General features: G+C 69.9%; 15 protein-coding genes. 8 read left to right on the forward strand and 7 right to left on the reverse strand.

All coding sequences use genetic code 11. The features are described from left to right. The first annotated feature begins 214 nt into the window (after positions 1-214). Both ACK4YQ_RS17910 and ACK4YQ_RS17915 read left to right on the forward strand, forming a co-directional pair. Positions 215-688 (forward strand): hypothetical protein, encoded by a 474-nt coding sequence (locus tag ACK4YQ_RS17910; protein WP_409613254.1) that lies wholly within the window; start codon positions 215-217, stop codon positions 686-688. 128 nt (positions 689-816) lie between these two features. Next, entirely contained in the window at positions 817-2,334 is a 1,518-nt protein-coding gene (locus tag ACK4YQ_RS17915) for an acetyl-CoA acetyltransferase (RefSeq protein ID WP_409613256.1), read from the forward strand. Between the two features lie 75 nt (positions 2,335-2,409). Here ACK4YQ_RS17915 and ACK4YQ_RS17920 read toward each other — a convergent pair whose 3' ends face one another. Then, on the reverse strand, positions 2,410-2,781 hold the full coding sequence (locus ACK4YQ_RS17920) for a hypothetical protein (RefSeq protein WP_409613258.1): 372 nt from the start codon (positions 2,779-2,781) through the stop codon (positions 2,410-2,412). 83 nt (positions 2,782-2,864) lie between these two features. Between ACK4YQ_RS17920 and ACK4YQ_RS17925 the strand changes: the two genes are divergently transcribed. The 3 genes from ACK4YQ_RS17925 to ACK4YQ_RS17935 all read left to right on the forward strand — a co-directional run bounded on the left by ACK4YQ_RS17925 (position 2,865) and on the right by ACK4YQ_RS17935 (position 5,707). Then, positions 2,865-3,521: a 2-hydroxychromene-2-carboxylate isomerase gene (locus tag ACK4YQ_RS17925; protein WP_409613260.1), complete on the forward strand. Its 657-nt coding sequence runs from the start codon at positions 2,865-2,867 to the stop codon at positions 3,519-3,521. Positions 3,522-3,620: 99 nt separating this feature from the next. Next, positions 3,621-5,273: a sulfatase-like hydrolase/transferase gene (locus ACK4YQ_RS17930; protein ID WP_409613261.1), complete on the forward strand. Its 1,653-nt coding sequence runs from the start codon at positions 3,621-3,623 to the stop codon at positions 5,271-5,273. Continuing rightward, positions 5,261-5,707: a hypothetical protein gene (locus tag ACK4YQ_RS17935; RefSeq protein WP_409613262.1), complete on the forward strand. Its 447-nt coding sequence runs from the start codon at positions 5,261-5,263 to the stop codon at positions 5,705-5,707. The genes ACK4YQ_RS17930 and ACK4YQ_RS17935 overlap by 13 nt, the downstream gene beginning before the upstream one ends. Positions 5,708-5,734: 27 nt before the next feature. Here ACK4YQ_RS17935 and ACK4YQ_RS17940 read toward each other — a convergent pair whose 3' ends face one another. From ACK4YQ_RS17940 to ACK4YQ_RS17960, 5 genes are all read right to left on the reverse strand, one after another. Beyond that, positions 5,735-6,784 carry a glutathione S-transferase N-terminal domain-containing protein gene (locus ACK4YQ_RS17940; RefSeq protein WP_409613263.1) on the reverse strand — a complete coding sequence of 350 codons (1,050 nt, stop codon included), beginning with the start codon at positions 6,782-6,784 and terminating at the stop codon, positions 5,735-5,737. Positions 6,785-6,978: 194 nt separating this feature from the next. After that, positions 6,979-10,005 carry a TonB-dependent receptor plug domain-containing protein gene (locus ACK4YQ_RS17945; RefSeq protein ID WP_409613265.1) on the reverse strand — a complete coding sequence of 1,009 codons (3,027 nt, stop codon included), beginning with the start codon at positions 10,003-10,005 and terminating at the stop codon, positions 6,979-6,981. 233 nt (positions 10,006-10,238) lie between these two features. After that, positions 10,239-12,917, reverse strand: a complete 2,679-nt coding sequence (locus ACK4YQ_RS17950) for a M14 metallopeptidase family protein (RefSeq protein WP_409613321.1) — start codon at positions 12,915-12,917, stop codon at positions 10,239-10,241. A 149-nt stretch (positions 12,918-13,066) separates the two neighbouring features. Further along, entirely contained in the window at positions 13,067-14,845 is a 1,779-nt protein-coding gene (locus ACK4YQ_RS17955) for a CIA30 family protein (RefSeq protein ID WP_409613267.1), read from the reverse strand. A 224-nt stretch (positions 14,846-15,069) separates the two neighbouring features. After that, entirely contained in the window at positions 15,070-16,281 is a 1,212-nt protein-coding gene (locus ACK4YQ_RS17960; RefSeq protein WP_409613269.1) for an FAD-dependent oxidoreductase, read from the reverse strand. A gap of 194 nt (positions 16,282-16,475) precedes the next feature. Here ACK4YQ_RS17960 and ACK4YQ_RS17965 point away from each other — a divergent pair, with 194 nt between their 5' ends. Both ACK4YQ_RS17965 and ACK4YQ_RS17970 read left to right on the forward strand, forming a co-directional pair. Further along, complete coding sequence (locus tag ACK4YQ_RS17965) at positions 16,476-17,669, forward strand: cytochrome P450 (RefSeq protein WP_409613271.1); 1,194 nt, start codon at positions 16,476-16,478, stop codon at positions 17,667-17,669. Positions 17,670-17,776: 107 nt separating this feature from the next. Further along, positions 17,777-18,766: a GNAT family N-acetyltransferase gene (locus tag ACK4YQ_RS17970; RefSeq protein ID WP_409613273.1), complete on the forward strand. Its 990-nt coding sequence runs from the start codon at positions 17,777-17,779 to the stop codon at positions 18,764-18,766. Positions 18,767-18,789: 23 nt separating this feature from the next. Here ACK4YQ_RS17970 and ACK4YQ_RS17975 read toward each other — a convergent pair whose 3' ends face one another. Next, the gene (locus ACK4YQ_RS17975) at positions 18,790-19,977 is read right to left on the reverse strand and encodes a saccharopine dehydrogenase family protein (RefSeq protein WP_409613275.1); all 1,188 of its coding nucleotides are present in this window, start codon (positions 19,975-19,977) and stop codon (positions 18,790-18,792) included. Positions 19,978-20,097: 120 nt separating this feature from the next. Between ACK4YQ_RS17975 and ACK4YQ_RS17980 the strand changes: the two genes are divergently transcribed. Further along, on the forward strand, positions 20,098-21,117 hold the full coding sequence (locus ACK4YQ_RS17980) for an LLM class flavin-dependent oxidoreductase (protein WP_409613323.1): 1,020 nt from the start codon (positions 20,098-20,100) through the stop codon (positions 21,115-21,117). Positions 21,118-21,274: the final 157 nt, after the last annotated feature.

Below are 21,274 nucleotides of genomic sequence, written 5' to 3' on the forward strand. Positions count from 1 at the left end.
GGCCAGCGCCGTCCTCGTCGCCCATTTTCACCGCCCGCTTCCGCGCATCGCGGCCGAGGCGACCCCCACCGCCCCGGCCTGAAACGCCAAGCCGGTTCGGTCATGCGCCGGCCGAGTTCGGACGCGCCGGCGGACCACCTCCGCCTCACTGGCGAGTTTGCCCGCCTCAACCCAAGATCGTATGCTCGCCCTGAACTTGCGCCGAGGTCTTGCGATGAGCCGTGCTTCCTCTGCGACCTCGCGAGCCTTCGGTCCGGCGCGGGTCCTGCCTGCTCTGCAGTGGTTCGTCGTGGCCGTCGCCGTCTGCATCGTCCCCGCCACCGTGGCCTTCGGTGCATGGAGCGAGGTCGAGGCGCTCCGGGCGGAATGGACGATCGATGGACCGCCGTGCCCGGTGATCGCTCAGCTCACCCCGGCCCTGATCGGCAGCAAGCCTCCCAGAACCTTCCGCTATGGCTCGGCGGCGTTCACCCGTTCCTTCGGCGCCGTCTACTGCGCCGCCATCCCCGAACTCGGCCTTTGGAAGCGCGAGAGCTACCGCGTCTGCCAGTTCAACAACCCCGGGGCGGTCACGGTGGATCTCGGCGGGGAGCGCACGATCTTCCGTCCTCCGCCAGGGCGCCGGGCCACCGTGACCGTGCGCAACGGCCGGGCGAGCTGCGTCGTCGGCGGCTGGTTCAACTACTGAGTTCAGGCCGCAAAGGCCGTTGAGGCGCCGCTGCGTCAGGCGTCTAAGGTGCGCCCCGCCCGCTTCGCCGCGGGCGGGGATGAAGAGCATCAGGCAGGGGAGGCGCGCAGGTGAACGATTTGACGCCCGTGATCATCGGGGTTGGCGAGGCTTCGGAGCGCATCGGCGCTCCTGGCTATGAGGCCCTCTCTCCGGTGGAGCTGGCCGCCCGCGCCGCCCGCGCCGCCTGCGAGGACGCCGGCGCCGACGTCATCCCCCACATCGACGTCATGGCGGCCATCCGCCAGTTCGAGATTTCCGGGCCCCAGGCCGTCGCCCCGTTCGGCCGGTCCGACAACTTCCCGCGCTCGGTCGCCGTGCGCCTCGGCGCCCAGCCGGCCCGCGCCATCCTCGAGCCCGTCGGCGGCCAGGGCCCGCAGCACCTGGTCAACGAGTTCGCCCAGGCGATCGGCAGGGGCGAGATGGGCATGGCGCTGATCTTCGGGTCTGAAGCCATTTCCACGATCCGCGACCTGATGACCCGGGGCGAGACCCGCGACTGGAGCGAGTCGGTCGGCGGCCAGCTCGAGGACCGCGGCTACGCGGTCGACGGCCTGAATTCCGAGGAACTCGCCGCCCACGGCGCGCGCACCCCGATCCAGCTCTACGCCCTGTTCGAGAACGCCCGCCGCGCAAAGACGGGCCTGGACCGCTCGGCCTACGCCCTGGAGATGGGCCGCCTGTTCGCCCCCTTCACCAAGGTCGCCGCCGCCAATCCCCACGCCATGTCGCAGGAGGTGTTCGACGCCGAGGGCCTGGCCGCCGTCACGCCCAAGAACCGCCTCGTGGCCGACCCCTTCCCCCGGCGCATGGTCGCCCGCGACCAGGCCAACCAGGGCGCGGCGGTGCTCATCGCCTCCCTGGGCAAGGCCCGCGAGCTTGGCGTGCCGGAGGACCGCATCGTCTATCTCCACGGCGGCGCGGACGTGGCCGAACGCAAGCCCTTCGAGCGCCGGGACATGGCGGCCTACCCGGCCGCGGGCCTGGCCTCGCGCCGGGCGCTCGAGGTCGCCGGCCGCGGCGTCGGCGACATCGCCCTGTTCGACCTCTACAGCTGCTTCCCCGTGGCGGTGTTCGACGTCCGCGAGGAGCTGGGGATCTCCGCCGACGATCCACGCCCGCTCACCGTCACCGGCGGCCTGCCGTTCTTCGGCGGCGCGGGCAACAACTACTCCATGCACGCCATCGCCAGCATGGTCCGCGCCCTGCGCGCGCGGCCGGGCGACTTCGGCTTCGTCGGCGCCAACGGCGGCTTCCTGTCCAAGTATTCGGTGGGCGTCTATTCCACCGCCCCCAGCGACTGGAAGGGCTTCGACAGCAAGGACCTGCAGGCCGAGGTCGACGCCTGGCCCGCGCCAGCCTACGCCCCCAGGGAGGCCATGGAGGGCGTGGTCGAGACCTACACCATCGACTACGGCCGCGGCGATCCGCTCGGCGTGCTCGTCTGCCGCACGCCGGCCGGCGAGCGCTTCGTGGCCATGACCGACCCGGCCGATCCCGCGGTCGTGCAGCGGATGATCGCCGAGGAGCCCCTAGGCGCCGCCGTCGTCTGCCGCGCGGACGAGCGCGGCCGCCGCGTGGTCGCCCGCTTCACGCCCAGGGCCTGACGACCGCCGCCCGCACGCTCCCCCTCCGGGAAGCTGACGGCGAAGCCGCAGAAGGCGCGGCGCCGAACGCGCGGCCTACTTCATCCCGCGCCGGGCCAGGGCGAACAGCGCCACCAGCACCGCCTCGACCACCATCGGCGGACCCTGCTCGGGGGTGAAGCCGCGGTCGACCACCGTCACCACCCGTCCGGCCAGCGCCAGTGCGACCAGCAGCAGCGGCGTGGTCATCAGCCGGGCCTCGGCCCTGGCCGCCGCGGCCAGGGCGAACAGGCCCGCCGCGCCGAAGAAGGCGGCGATGTCCGCCCGGATCGTGGCGATTCCCAGCGCCCCTTGCGCGTCCAGGCCCAGCCGCGCGGCCGGCTGCAGCGGGTTGAGCCAGAACTGCGCCGCCAGGAGCAGCGCCGCCGCCCCCGCCAGCCCCACCAGAACTCTCAGCAGCAGGCGCATGGCCGCCTCCCCCTTTCCATTGATTATGGCGCGCTATATGCCATTATCTCGACAACCACAACGATGCCCGCGGAGGACGCCCTGTGACCCTGACCTACGAGCTCTACTGGTCCTTCCGCTCGCCCTACTCCTACATGATCACCCAACGGCTGGTGGACCTGGAGGCGGCCTACGACGTCAAGGGCGTGATCCGGCCGGTCTATCCCCTGGCGGTGCGCACGCCCGAGTTCTTCGAGACGCGCGATCCCCTGTGGTTCACCTACTTCATGACCGACATCCACCGCGAGGCGGCGTTCCTGGGCCTGCCCTTCCGCTGGCCGCGGCCCGATCCGGTCTACATGGACATGGCCACCCGCACTTATCCCAAGGAGCAGCCCTACATCCATCGCCTGACGCGGCTGGGCGTGCTCGCCGCCGAGCGCGGCCGCGGCCTGCCCTACCTGGCCGAGGTCAGCCGGGTGATCTGGGGCGGCGAGGTCGACGACTGGCCGCAGGGCGACCACCTGGACCGGGCCGCCGTCCGCGCCGGTCTCGACCCGGCCGAGCTCAACGCCGCCGTCGAGGCCGAGGCCGATCGGCTGCATGCGGTGATCGAGGAGAGCCAGGTCGCCCAGCGCGCCGCCGGCCACTACGGCGTGCCGATGATCGCCTTCAACGGCGAGCCCTTCTTCGGCCAGGACCGCTTCGACCAGTTCAAGTGGCGCCTGGAGCAGCAGGGCCTGAAGCCGCGGGCGGGCTAGGCCCGGCTTCCTCCCAAGCTAACTATCGACATACTGCATGTCATTTCATATGCTGCCTTAAGGACAACACATCCGCGAGTGGCGGGGCGGGAGGACGCGATGAAGCTCTGGGCTTGGGTGGGCGGCGTGGCGGCCGTCCTGGTGGTGCTCGTCGGCGCCGCGGCGATGAACAAGACCTTCGTCCTGTCCACCATCGCCCGGATGCGCCTGCCGCACGTAGAGCCGAACCGCCCGGTCGTCTGGCAGCCCGGCCCTGCGGCCCCCGCCGCCGGTGAGCGGCAGCCCAACGTCGTTTTCATCCTCGTCGACGACATGGGCTACAACGACATCACCCTGAACGGCGGCGGTGTGGCGAACGGAGCGGTCCCCACTCCCAACATCGATTCCATCGCCCGCGACGGGGTGGTCTTCGGCCGCGGCTACGCCGGCAACGCCACCTGCGCCCCCTCGCGCGCGGCGGTCATGACCGGCCGCTACGCCACCCGCTTCGGCTTCGAGTTCACCCCCGCGCCGGTCGCCTTCGAGCGCATGGTCGGCACCGAGGCCGAGCCGGGCTCGATCGTCAAACCCAAGTTCTTCAAGGAGCGGGTCAAGGACGTGCCGCCGATGGAGCAGCTCGCCGTCCCGTCGAGCGAGATCACCATCGCCGAGCTCCTGAAGACCCGCGGCTACCACACCCTGCACTTCGGCAAATGGCACCTCGGCGCGGCCCCCGGCTCGCGCCCCGAGCAGCAGGGCTTTGACGAGAGCCTCGGCTTCACCGCCGGCGCCTCGATGTTCCTGCCGGAGAAGGACCCGGGCGTGGTCAACGCCAAGCAGGACTGGGACCCGATCGACCGCTTCCTGTGGCCGAACCTGCCCTACATGGTCCAGTACAACGGCTCGGAGATGTTCGCCCCCAAGGGCTACATGACCGACTACCTGGCCGACGAGGCGGTCAAGGCGATCGCCGCCAACAAGAACCGGCCGTTCTTCATGTTCTTCGCGCCCAATGCGATCCACACGCCGCTGCAGGCGACCAAGGCCGACTATGACGCCCTTTCCCAGATCCAGGACCATCGCCTGCGGGTCTACGGCGCCATGGTCCGCAACCTCGACCGCAACATCGGCAAGATCCTTCAGGCGCTGAAGGACCAGGGGCTGGACGACAACACCCTCGTCATCTTCACCAGCGACAACGGCGGCGCCGGCTACATCGGCCTGCCCGACATCAACAAGCCGTTCCGCGGCTGGAAGTCGACCTTCTTCGAAGGCGGCGTGCGCGCGCCCTTCTTCATGCGCTGGCCCGCGGCGATCCCCGCCGGCTCGCGCCTGGACGCCCCGGTCGGCCACGTGGACATCTTCTCCACCGTCGCCGCGGCGGCGGGGGCGGCCAAGCCGTCCGACCGGGTGATCGACGGCGTCGACCTCATGCCCTACGTCACCGGCAAGGCCGAGGGCCGGCCCCACCAGACCCTGTTCTGGCGTTCCGGCCAGTACAAGGTCGTGCTCGACGGCGACTGGAAGCTGCAGAGCAACGAGGCCCGCAACAAGGTCTGGCTCTACGACCTCGCCGCCGATCCCACCGAGCAGCACGACCTGTCCAAGGCCGAACCCGAGCGGGTGAAAGCCATGCTCGCCATGCTCGAAGCCCAGGACAAGGCCAGCGTGGAGCCTCTGTGGCCCTCGCTGCTGCAGGGCCCGGTGTTCATCGACCATCCCTCGGGCGTGCCGCAGAAGGCGGGCGAGGAATACATCCTGTGGGACAACTAGCTCTCCTGCCCCCCTCGACCAACGCCGACTACCGGGGCGCGGCGGTCTCGGCCCACGTGCTGGCCGTGGCCGCCGTCCTCACCATCATCCCGGGGCTGATCCACAGCTTCGCCCCCAGCGGCGGGGCCGAGGGGATCGCCGGGCTCCAGCTGGGGGCTCAGCGCGAGCTGGTGGTGAGCGTGTTCGCCTGGATGGGGGCGGCCCAGATCGCCTACGGCCTTGCCATGCTCGCCGCGGCCCTGCGCTATCGCCCGCTGGTGCCGATGTTCTTCGTCCTGATCCTGGTCGAGCGCGGCCTGATGGCCCTGCAGGGCTGGGTGCTCAAGGCGCCGGCGAGCGGGCATCACCCGCCCGAGCACTACGCCAGCCTCGCGGTCCTGCCGATCGCGGCGGTGTTCCTGGTCCTGTCCCTGCGGGCGCGGGCGGGCGCCTAGCGCCCCCCGGCGCCGCGCCCGCCCCGCCTAGAACAGCGCCTCGCAGCCGGTGCCGGCCAGCGTCCGGTCGACCTTGGCCTTGGCCTGGCCGTCGAGCGCCGCGTAGTCCCGCCGCAGCCAGGCCAGGCACTTGCCCTGGTAGGCGAAGGGCTGCTGGCTCCAGGCGTGGCCGTCGACCTCGGTCTCCACCGTCTCGGCGCCGCGCTCGAGGGCCGCGGCGTTGGCCAGCAGCACCGGCGGGTACACCCGGCCGATCTCCCTCAGCACTCCTTTCAGGCTCGCAGGAAGCGCGCCAGCGTCCAGCCAGTCGCCCTCCCCCGGCTCCAGGCCGGACAGGTCTTCCACGGTCATCGTCCAGGCCGCCACCCGCGGCGCCCGCTCCAGCGTCACCGCCGTGGAGGTCGGATCGAAGTGGGCGAGCTGGGTCAACTGGCCGAAGGCGGCGAAATCGCAGGCCCCGGGCCGCCCGCCCATCAGGAACGGATGGTGGCGCAGATGCTCCTCGAAGGCGTCGCAGAAGCGCTCGTAGCTGGCCTCGATCACCGGCCCGGTGGTGGCGTTCGAGCCGACGTAGCGCAGCCGCGGGATCTGCCGCCCGGCGAACATCTCCCCGGCCCTGGCCAGCTCGGCGTCAGAGGCCGGCCCCCGGGCCCAGTTCGGCAGCACCCGCGAGGCCTTGGCCACGTCCGCCGCATAGGCCCAGCGGTAGTGGAACATGGCCTTGGTCAGCCACTCGTCGCCATAGTCCTCGATCAGGGCGTCGATGAAGGCCAGGGCCGGATCGTCCGGCACGACGCTGCGGCCCTCGTACTCGGCCTCGAACCGGCGGATCAGCGGCGTGGAGTCGGTGACCGCCTCCAAAGTCCCGTCCGCCCCGCGCAGGTAGAAGGTCGGCAGCAGCTGCACCTTGGGCCGCGGCAGGTCCGTGCGCCCATAGGCGCCCAGGATCAGCTTGTAGGGAATGCGCCGATAGCGCAGCACCGCCAGCATCTTGCGGGTGTAGGGCGAGCCCGGCGCCCCGGTCAGGGCCAGGCGGTGCTCGTCGCGCACGGCGGCGGTCTTCGCGTCGGCGGCCATCGGTTCCTCCCGTTGTGGACGGCGCCTCTGCCGGGCCCGCCTGGCGGCGGCCATGTCCGCCGCGGACTTGAGCTTCATCTTATTGCGCGGTCGATGTCAATTTCTCGCCCCCTGCCTGGTGAGCGGACCGCCGAAAAAGAAAACGGCCCGCCGGGCGGCGGGCCGTTCCCTAGAAGTCTCGAACGTCGAAGGCCTTAGAAGGTCTTCTTGACGCTCACGTACCAGTAGCGGCCGTAGGGCTGGTAGAGCTCGGCCAGGTAGCCTTCCGACGACAGCGGCGGCTTCTCGTCGGTCAGGTTGCGCACCCCGACGCGCAGGCGGGTGTCGGCCGCCAGGCCCTCGGTGAACTCGTACTGGCCGTAGAGGTTGGCGGTGATCTGCGAGTCGATCACCCAGGCCTCGCCGTTGGCGTCGATCAGGTCGGTGTCTTCCACGTCGCCGATGTACTGCGTGAAGGCGCCCACCTGCCACTGGTCGTAGGACCAGGTGGCCGAGGCCGACCACTTCCATTCCGGACGACCGTCCTGGCGCACCAGGTCGCCGCCGCCGGTGATCGTGGTCCCCGAGTTGATCTCCCCGGAGTCACGCGCCGCGAGCAGGGCGGCGATGTCCGGCGAGGGGCTGCGGTAGAACTTGATCAGGTGCGCGGCGTTCACGTTCACGCTGAAGTCGCCGTAGGGGGTGCCGTTCAGGTCCCACATCACGCCGATGTCCAGACCGCGGGCTTCCTGCGGCAGCAGGTTGCGGTACTGGTCGTTGACGTAGAGCACCTGGCCGACCGGATCCAGGCCCGTGCCGGCGAAGGCCGCCACGTCGTCCGGGGTCGGGGCGGCGCGGATCACGTTCGGGTTGCTCGAGCCCTGGGTGCGCAGCAGGTAGTCCAGGATCAGGGCGTTGCCTTCGCCGAACAGGCCCACGATCCCTTCCTGCTTCACGCGCCAGTAGTCGACGGTGAAGGTGAAGTGGCCGTAGTCGGCCGGGATGAAGGTCGGCTCGAAGACCAGGCCCATGCCCCAGGTTTCGGACTCTTCCGGCTGCAGATCCGGATTGCCCGAGCGCCGCGCCGTGGTGGCGCCCGACCGCGAGCAGTCGTCGAACGAGGCGATGCGGCCGGCGCGCAGGTCGGCCTCGCAGCGCACCCAGTCGGTGCGGGTGTTCGAACGCGTCACCAGGGTGGCGTTCACCTGCTCCAGGTTCGGGGCCTTGAAGCCCTGGGCCCAGGAGCCGCGGAACCGCAGGCCCTCGACCACGTCCCAGGCCAGCGCCACCTTGGGCTTGGCCACCGAGCCGGCGTCGCTGAAGTCCTCGTAGCGGCCGGCGAGCTGCATCTCCAGGCCGCGCACGAACGGAATGTTCATGTCCTCGGAGATCACCGGCACCGCGAACTCGACGTAGGCCGAGGTCACGTTGCGCGAGCCCTTGGTGTCGGGCGAGGGGCTGGTGCCGATCAGGTCGCCCGTATAGGCGGTCCCCGTCACCGAGTCGGTGAAGTTGATCGTGCCGTCCACGCGCGGGTCGCGGTCGTCCTTCTGGGTCTCACGACGGTACTCGACGCCGGCGGCGAAGCCCACGTCGCCGCCCGGCAGGGCGAACAGGTCCGAACGCGACACCTTGAAGTCGGCCAGGGCCAGGCTGCTGGTGCTGCGGCGGGTGGTCGTGATCCGGATGGCGTCGATCGCCGCCTGGCTGGACGCTGTGGTGTCGGCCAGGCTCGGGTCCGACAGGTTGGCCCCGTTGAAGGGGTTGTAGGCGTCCGGCGTCGACAGGCCGAGCTGGGCCTGCAGCAGGGTGGCGCTGATGCCGTCGGAGACGTCGACCGCCTCGGCGTGCGAGTAGAGCAGCGCGGTTTCCCACCTGAAGCCGAACTTCTCGCCGCGCAGCCCCACCAGTCCGCGCCACTGGGTGTTCTCGACGTCGACGTTGTTCGGGCCGACGTCGGAGAAGTTGTAGGTGCGCAGGATCACCGGCACGCCGGCGGCCGAGATGTTCAGGCCCGCCAGGCGGTTCGGGTTGGTCTGGCCGTTGGCGAAGACCGCCGGGCCGAAGGGGTTCCAGTAGTTCGAGGCCGGGATGGTGATCGGCATCGACGACAGGGTGCCGGTCGAGCTCTGCACGGCGTGCGAGTCGGCGGTGTAGTAGCCGAGTTCGCCGAAGCCGGTGATCTCGTCGGTCAGGTCGTAGTTGCCGGTCAGGAACAGGTTCAGGCGCTCGACCGAGGGCACCACGGTGGTGTCGTAGGCCTTCGGGGCGTCGAAGCGCAGGTTGCGGTCGGCGCCGCTGGTGGCGATCGAGCCGTCGTCGAGGCAGTAGCCGTTGCCCAGGTTGAGCTGGCAGCCGGCGAAGGTGGACGGCTGGACGTGGAAGTAGCCGGCGCTGGAGGTCAGGGCCGTGCCGTTGGCGCGAACCGTGGTCCCCGCCTGCGCCTGCAGATAGGCCCAGGGAGTGACGGTGCTGCGGCCGTCCAGGCTGGAGGCGCCGTCGAAGCGGGTGCCGGCGAACAGCGGACGCCGGTCGCTCGAGGCGGTGTAGTCCTGGTCGCCGGCGGTCAGCTCGGAACGGTCGGTGTAGGCGGCGAACAGGGTGACGTTGCCGCGGCCGTTCTCGAAGTTGTGGCCGAGGGTGGCCGAGATCTGCGCCTCGGTCAGGCCGGTGCCTTCGGCGCCGCCGTACTGGGCCTCCAGGCTGATGCCGTCGAAGCGGTCCTGCAGCACGGTGTTGACCACGCCGGCCACCGCGTCGGAGCCGTACAGGGCCGCGCCGCCGTCACGCAGCACTTCCAGGCGCTTCACGCCGCTCACCGGGATGGCGTTGGTGTTGTAGGTCAGCACCGGCACCAGGTTTTCGTCGGCGCGGCTGGTCGGGTGGGCCACCACGCGGCGGCCGTTCAGCAGGACCAGAGTGTTGCCGACGCCCAGGTTGCGCAGATTCACCGAACCGACGTCGCCGCGGGCGCTGTTCGAGGAGTTCGGCAGGTAGGCCGAGTTGAATGACACGTCGCCCATCTGCGGGATCGAGCGGAACAGGTCGTCGCCCGAAGTGGCGGCGATGGATTCCAGCTGGTCCTGGGTCATCACGGTGACGGGGACCGCCTCGGTGACCTTGGAGCCTTCGATCTGCGAGCCGACGACGACCAGCTCTTCGATGGTCTCCGCCTCGGCGTCCTGCGCCAGGGCTTGTCCTGCCCACCCCGCGGCGAAGCAAATCGCCGAAGTGGTGAACAAGATCTTACGCCACGACTTGTCGTGCATCATCGTTACTACCCCCTGTTACACGCACATGGCCGGGAGGGTCCACGCACGCAAGAATCCAAGTCTCAATCGAGCCAAACACACAGAAATCGCGTCTGCGTCACGTTCTCTTTGCGGGAATGTTGAAAATATAACACCGGGTGTGGCTTCCTGATCGCAACGTGTCCCGCAGCCCACAACCCTGGGCCGCGGGACGCCGTCTACGCCTACTTGCTGGCGGCCGGCCCGTACTGAAGCGCGTTGAACAGGAACTTGAAGGCCGCGTGCGACTGCGCCCGCTGGGCCACCTCCGGTCCCATCAGGAACAGCTTGCCCTCGCCCACGTCCAGATCGACCACCGCCGAGGCGCCGGCCAGCTTCTCCTGGCCCAGCGCCCAGCCGCTGCGCAGCACGTCGCCGGCCGGATACCAGGCCGCCGCCGTCCCCTGCCCCGGCTTGAAGGCCGGGCTGCGGTCGAAGAACACGTCCATGCTCTTCGGGGCGCCGAACGCCACCGGCTGGCTGTTGTCGACGCTCACCTCCAGCAGCGAGCCGGGGATGTAGAAGGCCGTGCGCTCCAGCGGCTTGCCGGCGGCGTCGGTCAGGGCGTCGGCCATCGGCGCGCCCAGGGCGCCGGCCAGCTCGGTGGACGAGCCTATCGCCACCACCGAGCCCCCGCCCTTCACGAACGCGGCGATCTGGGGAAGCGTCTTGTCGGCGGTGATCAGGCCGAGCCACGGGCGGAACTCGTCGGGGATGTCCTCGGCCTTCGGCTGCGGGCGTCCGTCGTCCAGCACGTTGTCGGTGAACACCAGGACGTCGAAGTCCCGGCCCAGGTCGCCGGCGTCCAGGCGCTGCGGATAGACGACCTGGAAGTCGAATTCGAACTGCTCCAGCAGCCAGCGCGTCCAGCCCGAGGTCATCACCCCGCCGTACTTGTCGACCAGTCCCACGCGCACGGGCTTGAGCTTGATGGACTCGCCGGCCGGCGCCTTGGCCAGGGCGTAGGCGTCCACCCCCAGCTCCTTGGCCGCCTTCGCCACGATCGCGCGGCTCTCGGCCGTGGCCGGGATCCACAGGGCGCCGGGCGCGAAGTCGCGTCCGGCCGCGCTCACCGCCGGCTTGACCCAAAAGACGCCCTGCCCGGCCTTCAGCAGGCGGTTGGACAGCACGAAGCTGTCGTTGAGCTCGTGGCTGACCAGGAACCCGGCCTTGCCGGCGCCGATCACCTTGCCCGGCGGCGGCGCCATCACCTCGGCCACCGGCTCGAACGGCCCGTCGAAGCCGTCCAGGATGCGGTCGAACTCAACGCCCATCTGCAGCGCCAGCGTATAGCCGGTGGAGTCGTAGGGCGGGATCGGCGGCCCGCCCGGATAGGCGAAGTCGTGCGGGTGGTCCTGCGGCTCGAACATGTCCAGGACGTGCGGGCGATAGGCCTGGTCGGCCTTCACCACGTAGGAGCCCGCCGGATAGGTCTTGCCGCCGACCTTGAAGGCCTTGGTCGCCCGCTCCACGTCCACGCCCGTCTTGATCAGGGCGTTGAGGAACTTCACCGCCGTAGGCAGGTCGGCCTGGTCGGCCGGAAGGATGTAGCCGCGGGCGTCCCGCTGCGCCGGATCGCGCAGCACCTTGTCGTAGAGCTCCGGCTCCACGCCCATGAATCGGCCCGAGCCCACCAGCGGCTTGCCCTTGGCCGCCGCCTCCAGCGCCTCGATGCGCTTGGGCGTGATGGTCCAGGAGTCGCGGCCGCCCCGCTCGATGGAGTTGGTCCCCATCCGCCAGATGTTGAACAGCAGCCGCTCGCGGTTGCGCGAGGCGTAGTCTAGGACCGCGCGGTTGATCGACAGCGAATAGTCGATCGACTGGCGGAACTTCCACGTCTGCGGCGCGACCGGCGCGGGCAGGTCGTTGCGCGGCAGCTGGTTCTTCGGAACCAGCGGGATCTGCATCGGCGTCGGGTGGCCGATGATCTCGGTGAGCAGCCCGACCGCGTTGTGGAAATAGGTGATCGAGCGCTCCATCCCGTTGTTCCAGGTGGAGTAGGTCGCCCCGCTGCGCATGGTCGAGCCGGGCTTGCCCTCGGCGATCAGGCGGCTGTGCATGGCCGCGCCAACCTCGGCCAGCGAGCTCATCACCAGCGGGTCGTAGTTGTAGTTGAAGGGGTCGCGGAAGGGCGGCATGAACACCACGGTCCCGGCAGGCCCGGTCTGGTGGTGGTTGTAGATGATCTGCGGAAACCACTCGCGGAAGAACATCCGGTTGACGTTCGTGGTCTCCTTCATCGCCGACATGTAGTAGTCGCGATTGTTATCGTGGCCGATGTACTTCTGGTACAGCCGCGGCAGGTGGTCGTACTCGCGCTTCAGCGGGTCCTCGTTGCGCATGTACCAGTCGCTGACCAGCCCCATGCCGTCGGGATTGACCTCGGCGAACAGGATGATCACGTCGTCCAGGATGCGCAGCGTCTCGGCGTCGTCCCGGGTCAGCATCTCGTGCAGGGCCGCCAGCAGCGCCTGGGGCGGCACGGTCTCGGTGGCGTGCAGGCCGCCGTCGATCCAGACCACGGCCTTGCCTTCCGCGGCCAGGGCCTTGGCTTCGTCCTCGCCGACGCCCTTGGCCTTGGCCAGCTTGCGGGAGATCTCCTTGTAGCGCTCGAGCCTGGCGAGGTTCGCCGGCGAGGAGACGATGGCCACGTACTCGCGCCGGCCCTCCTCGGTCTCGCCGATGTCCACCAGCTTCATGCGGTCGGACTGCTGGGCCAGGGTCTTCAGATAGGCCTCGGCCTGGGTGTAGTCGGCCAGGAAGTAGTCCTCGCCGATGTCGTGGCCGAAGGCCTCCTTCGGCGAGGTGATCCCCTTCACCTCGGCCTGCGCCGCCGGCGCCGCCATCGCGGCGGTCGCCAGCATCAGCGCCAGTCCGGCGCTCCTGAGCGATTTCAACACGTTCGTTCCCCGCCTTTCATCTGTTTGCGGCCCGCCCGGCGAAGGCCGCGGCCGCTGGTGCGCCACCCGGCCGCGCCAGGGTGGCGTCGCATGTCTTCGAACCTCGACCGCCCCTAGTAGAAGCTGACGTTGTCCACCTCGAGCCACAGGGTCTCGCCGGGACCGCGGGTCCCGCCGAACTCCACCTGCTGCAGGTCCTTGGCCGTCCACGGGCCCTTGGCGCCGCCACGGCCCTCGCCCGGCTTCAGCGCCGAGAACGGAACCTCGATCGTCTTCCATTCGGGGCCTGCGGTGATCTCCTGGGTCCAGCCGCCGCCGACCGTGTTCACATCGAACTCATAGGCGCCGCCGTCGCCGCGCACCTCGAAGCGCACGCCCTTGAAGGCGCTGGCGTCCACCGGCTCCACCGAGCCGCGGCTCAGGGGGATGATCACGCCGGCGTGGGTGTCGTCCTTTTCGGCCATCCGGGCGGACAGGCTCAGGATGCGCCCCTCGCCGCCGTCGCGCGCGATGGTCTGGCTGATCTGCACCGAGCGGTCGAGGCCGCCGTCCATGTTGTCCAGCCGCAGGGTGTCCAGGCTGGAGCGCGCCGCTTCGAAGTCGTCGATCTTGGCCTTCGCAGGGATCGCCGGCATGGCGACGGCGCTGTTGGCCGCCGGCAGGCTCACCCCCGGACCGAACACCAGCTTGCCGTCGATGAACACCTCATGGGTGTTGCGCACGTCGGAGATGTTCACCCACGGTTCGCCCTTGATCAGCACCAGGTCGGCGCGCTTGCCCGGCTCGATGGTGCCTCGATCCTCGATCACGCCGATGGCCCGGGCGCTGTTGGCGGTGCCGGCCATCAGCGCGGCCTTGGGCGACAGCCCGGCCTTCACCAGAAGCTCCATCTCGTGCAGCGTCGACACCCCGTGCGGCGTGCCCGGCATCCCCGCGTCGGTGCCCAGCGCCACCAGCACGCCGGCGTCGTGCAGCGCTTTGACGTTGTGCAGGGCGTAGCCGAACTTGCGGATGGACTGCTGGTGGATCGGGTTGTCCGGCTGCAGGGCGCGGCCGTCCTTGCCGGGCTCGTAGACGGCCAGGGTCGGCGCATAGGCCGTGCCGCCCGCCTTCATCAGCTCGATCGTCTCCTGGTCGACCTCACGGTCCTGCAGGCTGTGGGCGATCACGTCCACCTTGGCCCGGGCGGCGATCTTGCCGCGGTCCACCGTCACCGTGTGGGTCAGCACCTTCAGCCCGTGCTTGTGCGCCTCGTCCACCAGGGCCGACAGGGTCTCCAGGTTCATGCTGGTGTTGTCCGAGGCCACCCCGTAGCGCCAGCCGTCGGCGAAAGCCTTGATCAGGTCGGGCTTGTAGGGGAGCAGGCCCTGCACCTCGGTGCGGGCGGCCTGGGGCGTGTTGACCCAGCGCGTGGTGTTCTCGTCGGCCCAGTCGGCGCCGTGGCCGCCCGGCGTCGACATCCGCGCCGTGAAGTTCACGTGCGGCGAGGCCAGGCCCGCCACCCAGCGCCGCCGCGGCTCGAAGCTCTCCGGCTGTTCGTGGAAGTCGTCGACCGTGGTCACGCCGGCGCGCACATAGGCGCTGGCGATCGCCGGGGTCAGGTTCGGCTCGCCGCCCGGCGTCCAGTGGGTGTGCAGGTCGAAGAAGCCTGGCGTCAGCGCCAGCCCCTTGGCCTGGATCACCTTGGCCCCCTTCGGCGCCTTGACCTTCGGCCCCACCTCGGCGATGCGGCCGTCGCGGATCACCACATTGGCCACGTGCGGCTCGTCGCCGGTGCCGTCGAACACCGTCGCGCCCATGATCGCCACGACGGGGCCCTGCGCCTGCGCCGCGCCCGCCAGGGCCAGCGCCAAAGCCATGCCCGCGGCCCATCCGCCGATTTTGCGATCCATCACCCCACCTACTCTGAACAACGCCGCGATTCCCCAGCGGCCGGAACGAGACACACAATCACGTCCGGCAAGGAAACTCAAAATCAGCCTGGCGCAATGTAACGTCAGGCTGCGCGCGAAATCTGCACGTAGCGCCTCAAAGACGTTCAGAGTCGTAATCTATACTTGAGTTCGCCGAACGCCGGCCAGTCTTTGAACGATGTTCGGATAGGTCGCGAACCCGCTCACCGGCTCCGCGAATACAGCTCCGCGATCGTCGCCACAGCCGCCTCCGCCGACGCCCGGTCCGGCGTCTCGTTCGCGTCGCCGTAGCCGGCGCCCTCGTCCGGCCCGGTGTCCTGGATGATGACGCCGTCGCTGCGCGAAAGCATGGTCACGTTCTTGTAGAAGACCCCGTAGTTCACCTCCGCCTGCGGGATCAGCCAGGCGATCTGACCGCGCACCGGGGTGATGCTCTCGTCCTTCCAGAGCGCCCGCGCGCCATAGCCGGTGCAGTTGACGAGGGTCTTCTCCTTCAGGGCCGCCAGGTCGGCGGGCGCGTGGAACTCCCGCGTCTCGATGCGCCCGCCGGCCAAGAGGAAGTCGTTCATCAGCCGGCGGCCGAGGGCGGCGACGTTGAACTGCAGCGAGGTGTTGCGCTGGACATAGGGAGCGGCGAACGGATGGGTCCCGGCCGCCAGCAGCTGCGAGCGCGGCGTCAGGTCCCGCACCCGCTCCTGATAGCTGGCGAAGCCGATCGGATCGTGCTCCTGCCGCCGGGCCCGCATCTCCTGCGGCGAGAGATCGGAGACGGTGTAGCGGTCGCTCCAGACCACCGGGTCGCCTGGCAGGCCCAGATAGGTCTGGTAGGCGGCGAAGGAGGTGCGGCACATCTCCTCCCACAGCGCCGGAAACTCGGGGCCCGCCGCCTTGGCGAGCGCGATGCGCGAATCCGGCGACCAGGTGCCGGTCGCCCGCGCCGAGCGGGTCTGCGGGATCAGCTCCTTGGCGTAGATGGTGGTCTTCACCCCCGCCTGCTGCAGCAGCAGGGCCGAGGTCAGGCCGAGCGCCCCGCAGCCGATCACCCCGACCTCCCGCTCGCCCGCCGCCAGGGCCTTCTTCACCGCGATGCTCGACGAGCCCCACGACAGCGACCAGCCGCTGCCGCCGTGGCCGTAGTTGTGCACGACCGTCTTGTCGCCCACCTGCTCCACGTCCAGCCGCGGGCCCTGCGCGCGGAACGGGCGCAGGCATACGGTGATCTTCATGATGCGGTCGGCGTGGGCCCGCACCGGCGCCAACGGCGGCACGGCGTCCATCGACGCAAGGCCAGCCAGCGCCGTCCCTGGGCGCGCGGCGGCGCAGCCGCCCAGGCCCAGGAGCCCGAGTCCTCCGGCGGCCGCCGAACCGCGCAGGAACCTGCGCCGCGCTTCCAGCCTCACGATCTCGCCTGACATACCGCTCTCCCCGCTTCGACTGCGGCGGATGTTGCGCAGCCGCTCCGCCCCGCGCGAGGCCAATCGCCGCCGGACCCCGGCCGCAGGGTTCCGGCGCCGCTTTCTTGGCCGCCGCTGACCGCCCGCGGTTCACGTCGCGAGAGCTTGAACCATGCCGGCGCGCCCCCGAGAGTGCCGGCAGGGAGACCCAGGACATGAAAATCGACCTCGTCAGCCCGGCGAGCTTCGCCGCCGGCCAGCCGCACGACCAATACGCCTGGCTGCGGACCAATGCGCCCGTCCATTGGCACGCCGAGCCCGACGGCCCCGGCTTCTGGGCGGTCACGCGCTACGAGGACGTCTGGGCCGTGGACCGCGACTTCCAGACCTTCTCCTCCGAGCCCACCGTCATGATGACCGACCCGCCGGCCGAGCAGGCCCAGGCCTTCGGCGAGCACAAGATGATGCTGATGATGGATCCGCCCGGGCACACCGCCTACCGCAAGCTGATCCGCGGCGAGTTCACCCAGCCGGCCTCGGCCCTGCGCGGCGAGCGCATCGCCGAGCTCGCCCGCCGGATCGTCGATGCGGTGGCCGCCCGCGGCGAGTGCGACTTCGTCGCCGAGGTCGCCGGAGAGATGCCCTCCTATGTCATCGCCGAGCTCATGGGCCTGCCCCTTGAGGACGGGCGCGAGCTCTACAAGCTGACCGAGACCATCCACACCGCGCCCGAGGCCCTGCCGCCCGGGGCGGGGACGATGGCCGTGATGAAGATGTTCGAGTACGGCTCCAGGGTGATCGCCGAGAAGCGCGCCAGGCCCGCTGACGACCTCGCCAGCCGCCTGCTCGCCGCCGAGGTCGACGGCAAGCGCCTCGACGACATGGAGTTCCTGCTGTTCTTCCTGCTGCTGGTCGACGCCGGCGGCGACACCACCCGCAATCTGCTCTCCGCCGGCATGCTCGCCCTGCTGGACCATCCCGATCAGCTCGCCTGGCTGAAGGCCGACCTCGACGCACGTCTGCCCGCCGCCCGCGAGGAATTGCTGCGCTGGGCGAGCCCGGTGATCTACATGCGCCGCACCGCCACCCGCGACGTCGAGCTGAACGGCGCGCGCATCGCCAAGGGCGACAAGGTCATCATGTACTTCGGCTCGGCCAACCGCGATCCGGCGAGGTTCGACCACGCCGATCGCCTGGACCTGTCGCGCCAGGACAATCCGCACATCGCCTTTGGCACCGGCCCGCACGGGTGCCTCGGCCAGCACATCGCCCGCATCGAGATCGACGCCATGCTGCGCGAGGTCCTGATCCGAATGGACGATTTCGCCCTGGCGGGCGAGCCGCAATGGCTCACGTCCAACTTCATCTCCGGGCCGAGGACCATGCCGGTGCGATTCAGGGCGGCTTAGGACGCTCCAGGCCCTCGGAGCAGCCGCCTGGCGCGGGGTCGCTCGGCGATTGACGCATTTACATAGCTAGCTATATAGATAGCTATGCAGATTGGAGGGCTGAGCCGATGGTCACAGACACCCTTTCCGAACTGGGCGTGACGTTCCTGGGAAGCCGGCTGAAGCGCTTGGGCGACCGCCTGCAGACCGACGCGGCGGCGGTCCTCCAGGCGATCGACGCCCCGGTCCAGCCGGGGCAGCAGCCGTTCCTGGCGACCCTGCGCCGCGAAGGCCCGCGGACCGTGGGCGCGATCGCCCAGCACCTGCGCATGAGCCAGCCGACCGCCACCCGCGCCGTTCAGGCGCTCATTGACCAGGGCCTTGTCGAGGTCAGCCGGGAAGGCCGCGACCAGCGGCAGAAGATGCTGTCGCTCACGCCGGCGGGCGAAGCCCTCATGGACCGCCTCGAACGGGAGCTCTGGCCCAGGGTCGAGGCCGCCGCGATCTCACTCTGTGGCGGCCGTCACCGCGAACTGATGGCGGCCATCGCCGCCGTCGAGGCGGAGTTGGACCGCCGCTCCCTGGCGGACAGGATCCTGGCGCCCGACCTGATTGTCCGCGACTTCTCGGACGACCTCGCCGAGCCCTTCTACCGGATCAACGCCGAGTGGATCGAGGAGATGTTCACGCTGGAGGCCAACGACATCGACCTCTTGTCCAATCCCCGGGAGCGGATCGTCGACAAAGGCGGCGCCATCCTCTTCGCCGAGACGCCGGATCTTGGCGTGGTCGGCGCATGCGCGATCCTGAAAGCGGAAGGCGGATGGTACGAGCTGACGAAGATGGGCGTGCTGAAGTCCGCGCGGGGACGAAAGGTCGGCGAATTTCTCCTGGCCAAGGCGATCGAGCGCGCGCGGGCGATGGGCGCGGCCGACAGCCTCTATCTGCTGACCAACACCAAGTGCGCCGCCGCCATCCACCTCTACGAAAAGCTGGGCTTCGCCCACGACGCCGAGGTGATGCGCCTCTTCGGCTCACGCTACGCGCGTTGCGACGTGGCCATGCGCTTCAGCCCTGAACCCGGTTCCGCCCGGACCGACCCTCCGCAGGAGGGCTAGGGGCGCCTCTCGCCGAGGAGGACCTACCCCGCCTCCACCTCGAACTTCAGGCCCGCCTTGCCGGTCAGCCGCGCGATCAGCTTGTTCCCCATGGCCGCGCCCGGGGTCCAGATGCCGCCGGGAACCTCGGCGGCGTCCTTCACCAGGCAGACGGCCGCCTCGGCGATCATCTTGGAGGTGGAGCCGTAGCCGGGGTCCTTGTCGCCGCTCACCGAAACCTTCACCTGGCGTCCATCCGGGGCGATCCCGACGAACAGCACGTCATAGAACCCGGCCTCGCGTTCTTCCTTGCTGGGCCCTTCTCCGGGCTTGGGCGCGTTCTCGCCGCCCAGCATCGAGGAGCCCATCTGGGCCACCGCCTTGGCCATGGCCTCGCCCTGCTCGCCGGGGCCGGTGAGCATCATCTCGTCGTAGACGAAGTCCTTGCCCCAGGCGTGGCCGAGCAGCGCGTTGGCCCGGTGCACGTTGCGGGTGTTGATCGGCGCCATCACGAACGGGGCGGTCCAGACGCCGAGGTCGGCGTCCAGTTCCGGCGTCATGCCCGGCGGCTGGGCCGGTCCCTCGAAGCCCGGCGTCAGGGCGAAGGGGTTCATCAGGAGCGCCACCACGCCCGGGTCCTTGGCCGCCGCGGCCATCGTCGCCTTCAGGCTCGCGGCCGTGCCGCCGGAAAAGCCGCCCTGCATCTTGCGCACGCGGCCCTTGGCCCGCGGCACGGGGGCGCCGAGCCTGGCCTTGGCGGTCTCCTGCAGGAAGAACACGCCGAGCTCGAACGGAATCGAATCGAAGCCGCAGGAGAAGACGATGCGCGCGCCGGTCTCCTTGGCCTTGGCGCCGTAGGCGTCGATCATCTGGCGCATCCAGGCCGGCTCGCCGCACAGATCCAGGTAGTCGGTCCCCGCCGCGACGCAGGCCGCCACTAGGCCCTCGCCATAGAGCTGGTAGGGCCCCACCGTCGTCAGCACCGCCTTGGTGCGCTCGGCCATGGCCTTCAGCGAGGCCGGATCGTCGGCGTCGGCGACCACCAGAGGCGTCTCCTTCGGCGCGCCGATCTCGTCGCGCACCGCCGCCAGCTTCTCGGCGCTGCGGCCGGCCATCGCCCATTTCACCGCCCCGCCCACGCCATAGGCCTTGGCCAGGTACTCGGCCACCAGCCGGCCGGTGAAGCCGCTCGCGCCATAGACGATGATGTCGAATTCGGCCTTGGGGTTCATGGCGCGCGTCTCCCGTTTCGCGGCCGAGGCGACCGCGTTCGCGGCATAGCTATACCGCGTAAATTTATTTCGCCAAGCTTGAGCGGTGACATGGAGGCGAACGCTTCCCATATGCGCCGGATGATCCCCTTTTCCGTCCTCGACCTGTCCCCGATCCTTCAGGGAAGCGATGCGGCCCAGTCGTTCCGCAACACCCTGGACCTCGCCCGTCACGCCGAGCGCTGGGGCTTCAAGCGCTTCTGGCTGGCCGAGCATCACAACATGCCGGGGGTCGCCAGCGCCGCCACCGCCGTAGTGATCGGCCACGTGGCCGCCGGCACCACCACCATCCGGGTCGGCGCCGGCGGGATCATGCTGCCCAACCACGCGCCCATGGTGATCGCCGAACAGTTCGGCACCCTGGCCTCGCTGTTCCCCGGGCGCATCGACCTGGGCCTGGGCCGCGCGCCGGGCACGGACCAGCTCACCGCCCACGCCCTGCGCCGCCACCTGGCCTCCGACGTCGACCGCTTCCCCCAGGACGTGATCGAGCTGATGGGCTTCTTCGAGCCGGAGCAGCCGGGCCAGGCCATCCGCGCCGTGCCGGGCGCCGGCCTCGACGTGCCGATCTGGATCCTGGGCTCCAGCCTCTTCGGCGCCCAGCTCGCCGCCGCCCTGGGCCTGCCCTTCGCTTTCGCCTCGCACTTCGCGCCGGCGCAGATGGAGCCGGCCATCCGCATCTATCGCGACCGCTTCACGCCCTCCGAACGCCTGGCCGAGCCGTATGTGATGCTCGGCTACAACGTGATCGCCGCCGACACCGACCAGGAGGCGCGGCTGCTGCGCAGCTCGGTCCTGCAGGCGATCGTCAATCTGCGCGCCGGGCGACCCTCGCCCCTTCCCCCGCCCGATCCCGATTTCGAGGCGCGCCTGTCGCCGCCCGAGCGGGAGATGATCGCCCACATGCAGTCGTGCTCGGCCGTGGGTTCGCCCCAGACGGTCAAGACCGAGATGGCCGCCTTCATCGCCCGCACCGGCGCCGACGAGCTGATCGTCACCGCCCAGATCTTCGACCACGCCGCGCGCCTGCGCTCGCTTCAGATCGCCGCCGAGGCGCGCGAAGCCCTGGCGCAGGAGGCGCAGGCCGCGCCTGCGCGCTAAATCGCAATCCGCCGAAGCGGACACCGGTTCGGCGAAAAGACTACGTTCCAACTCAAGGAGATTGAGCCTGGCGATGCAGGTCGGCGTGATTCAGCCTGATCGGATCAGGCTCCTGGCCTCCCGCACGGCGCGCCGCTAGGCTCGCGCCGAGAGGGGG

This window comes from Phenylobacterium sp., assembly GCF_046291545.1.
Taxonomy (GTDB): Bacteria; Pseudomonadota; Alphaproteobacteria; order Caulobacterales; family Caulobacteraceae; genus Phenylobacterium.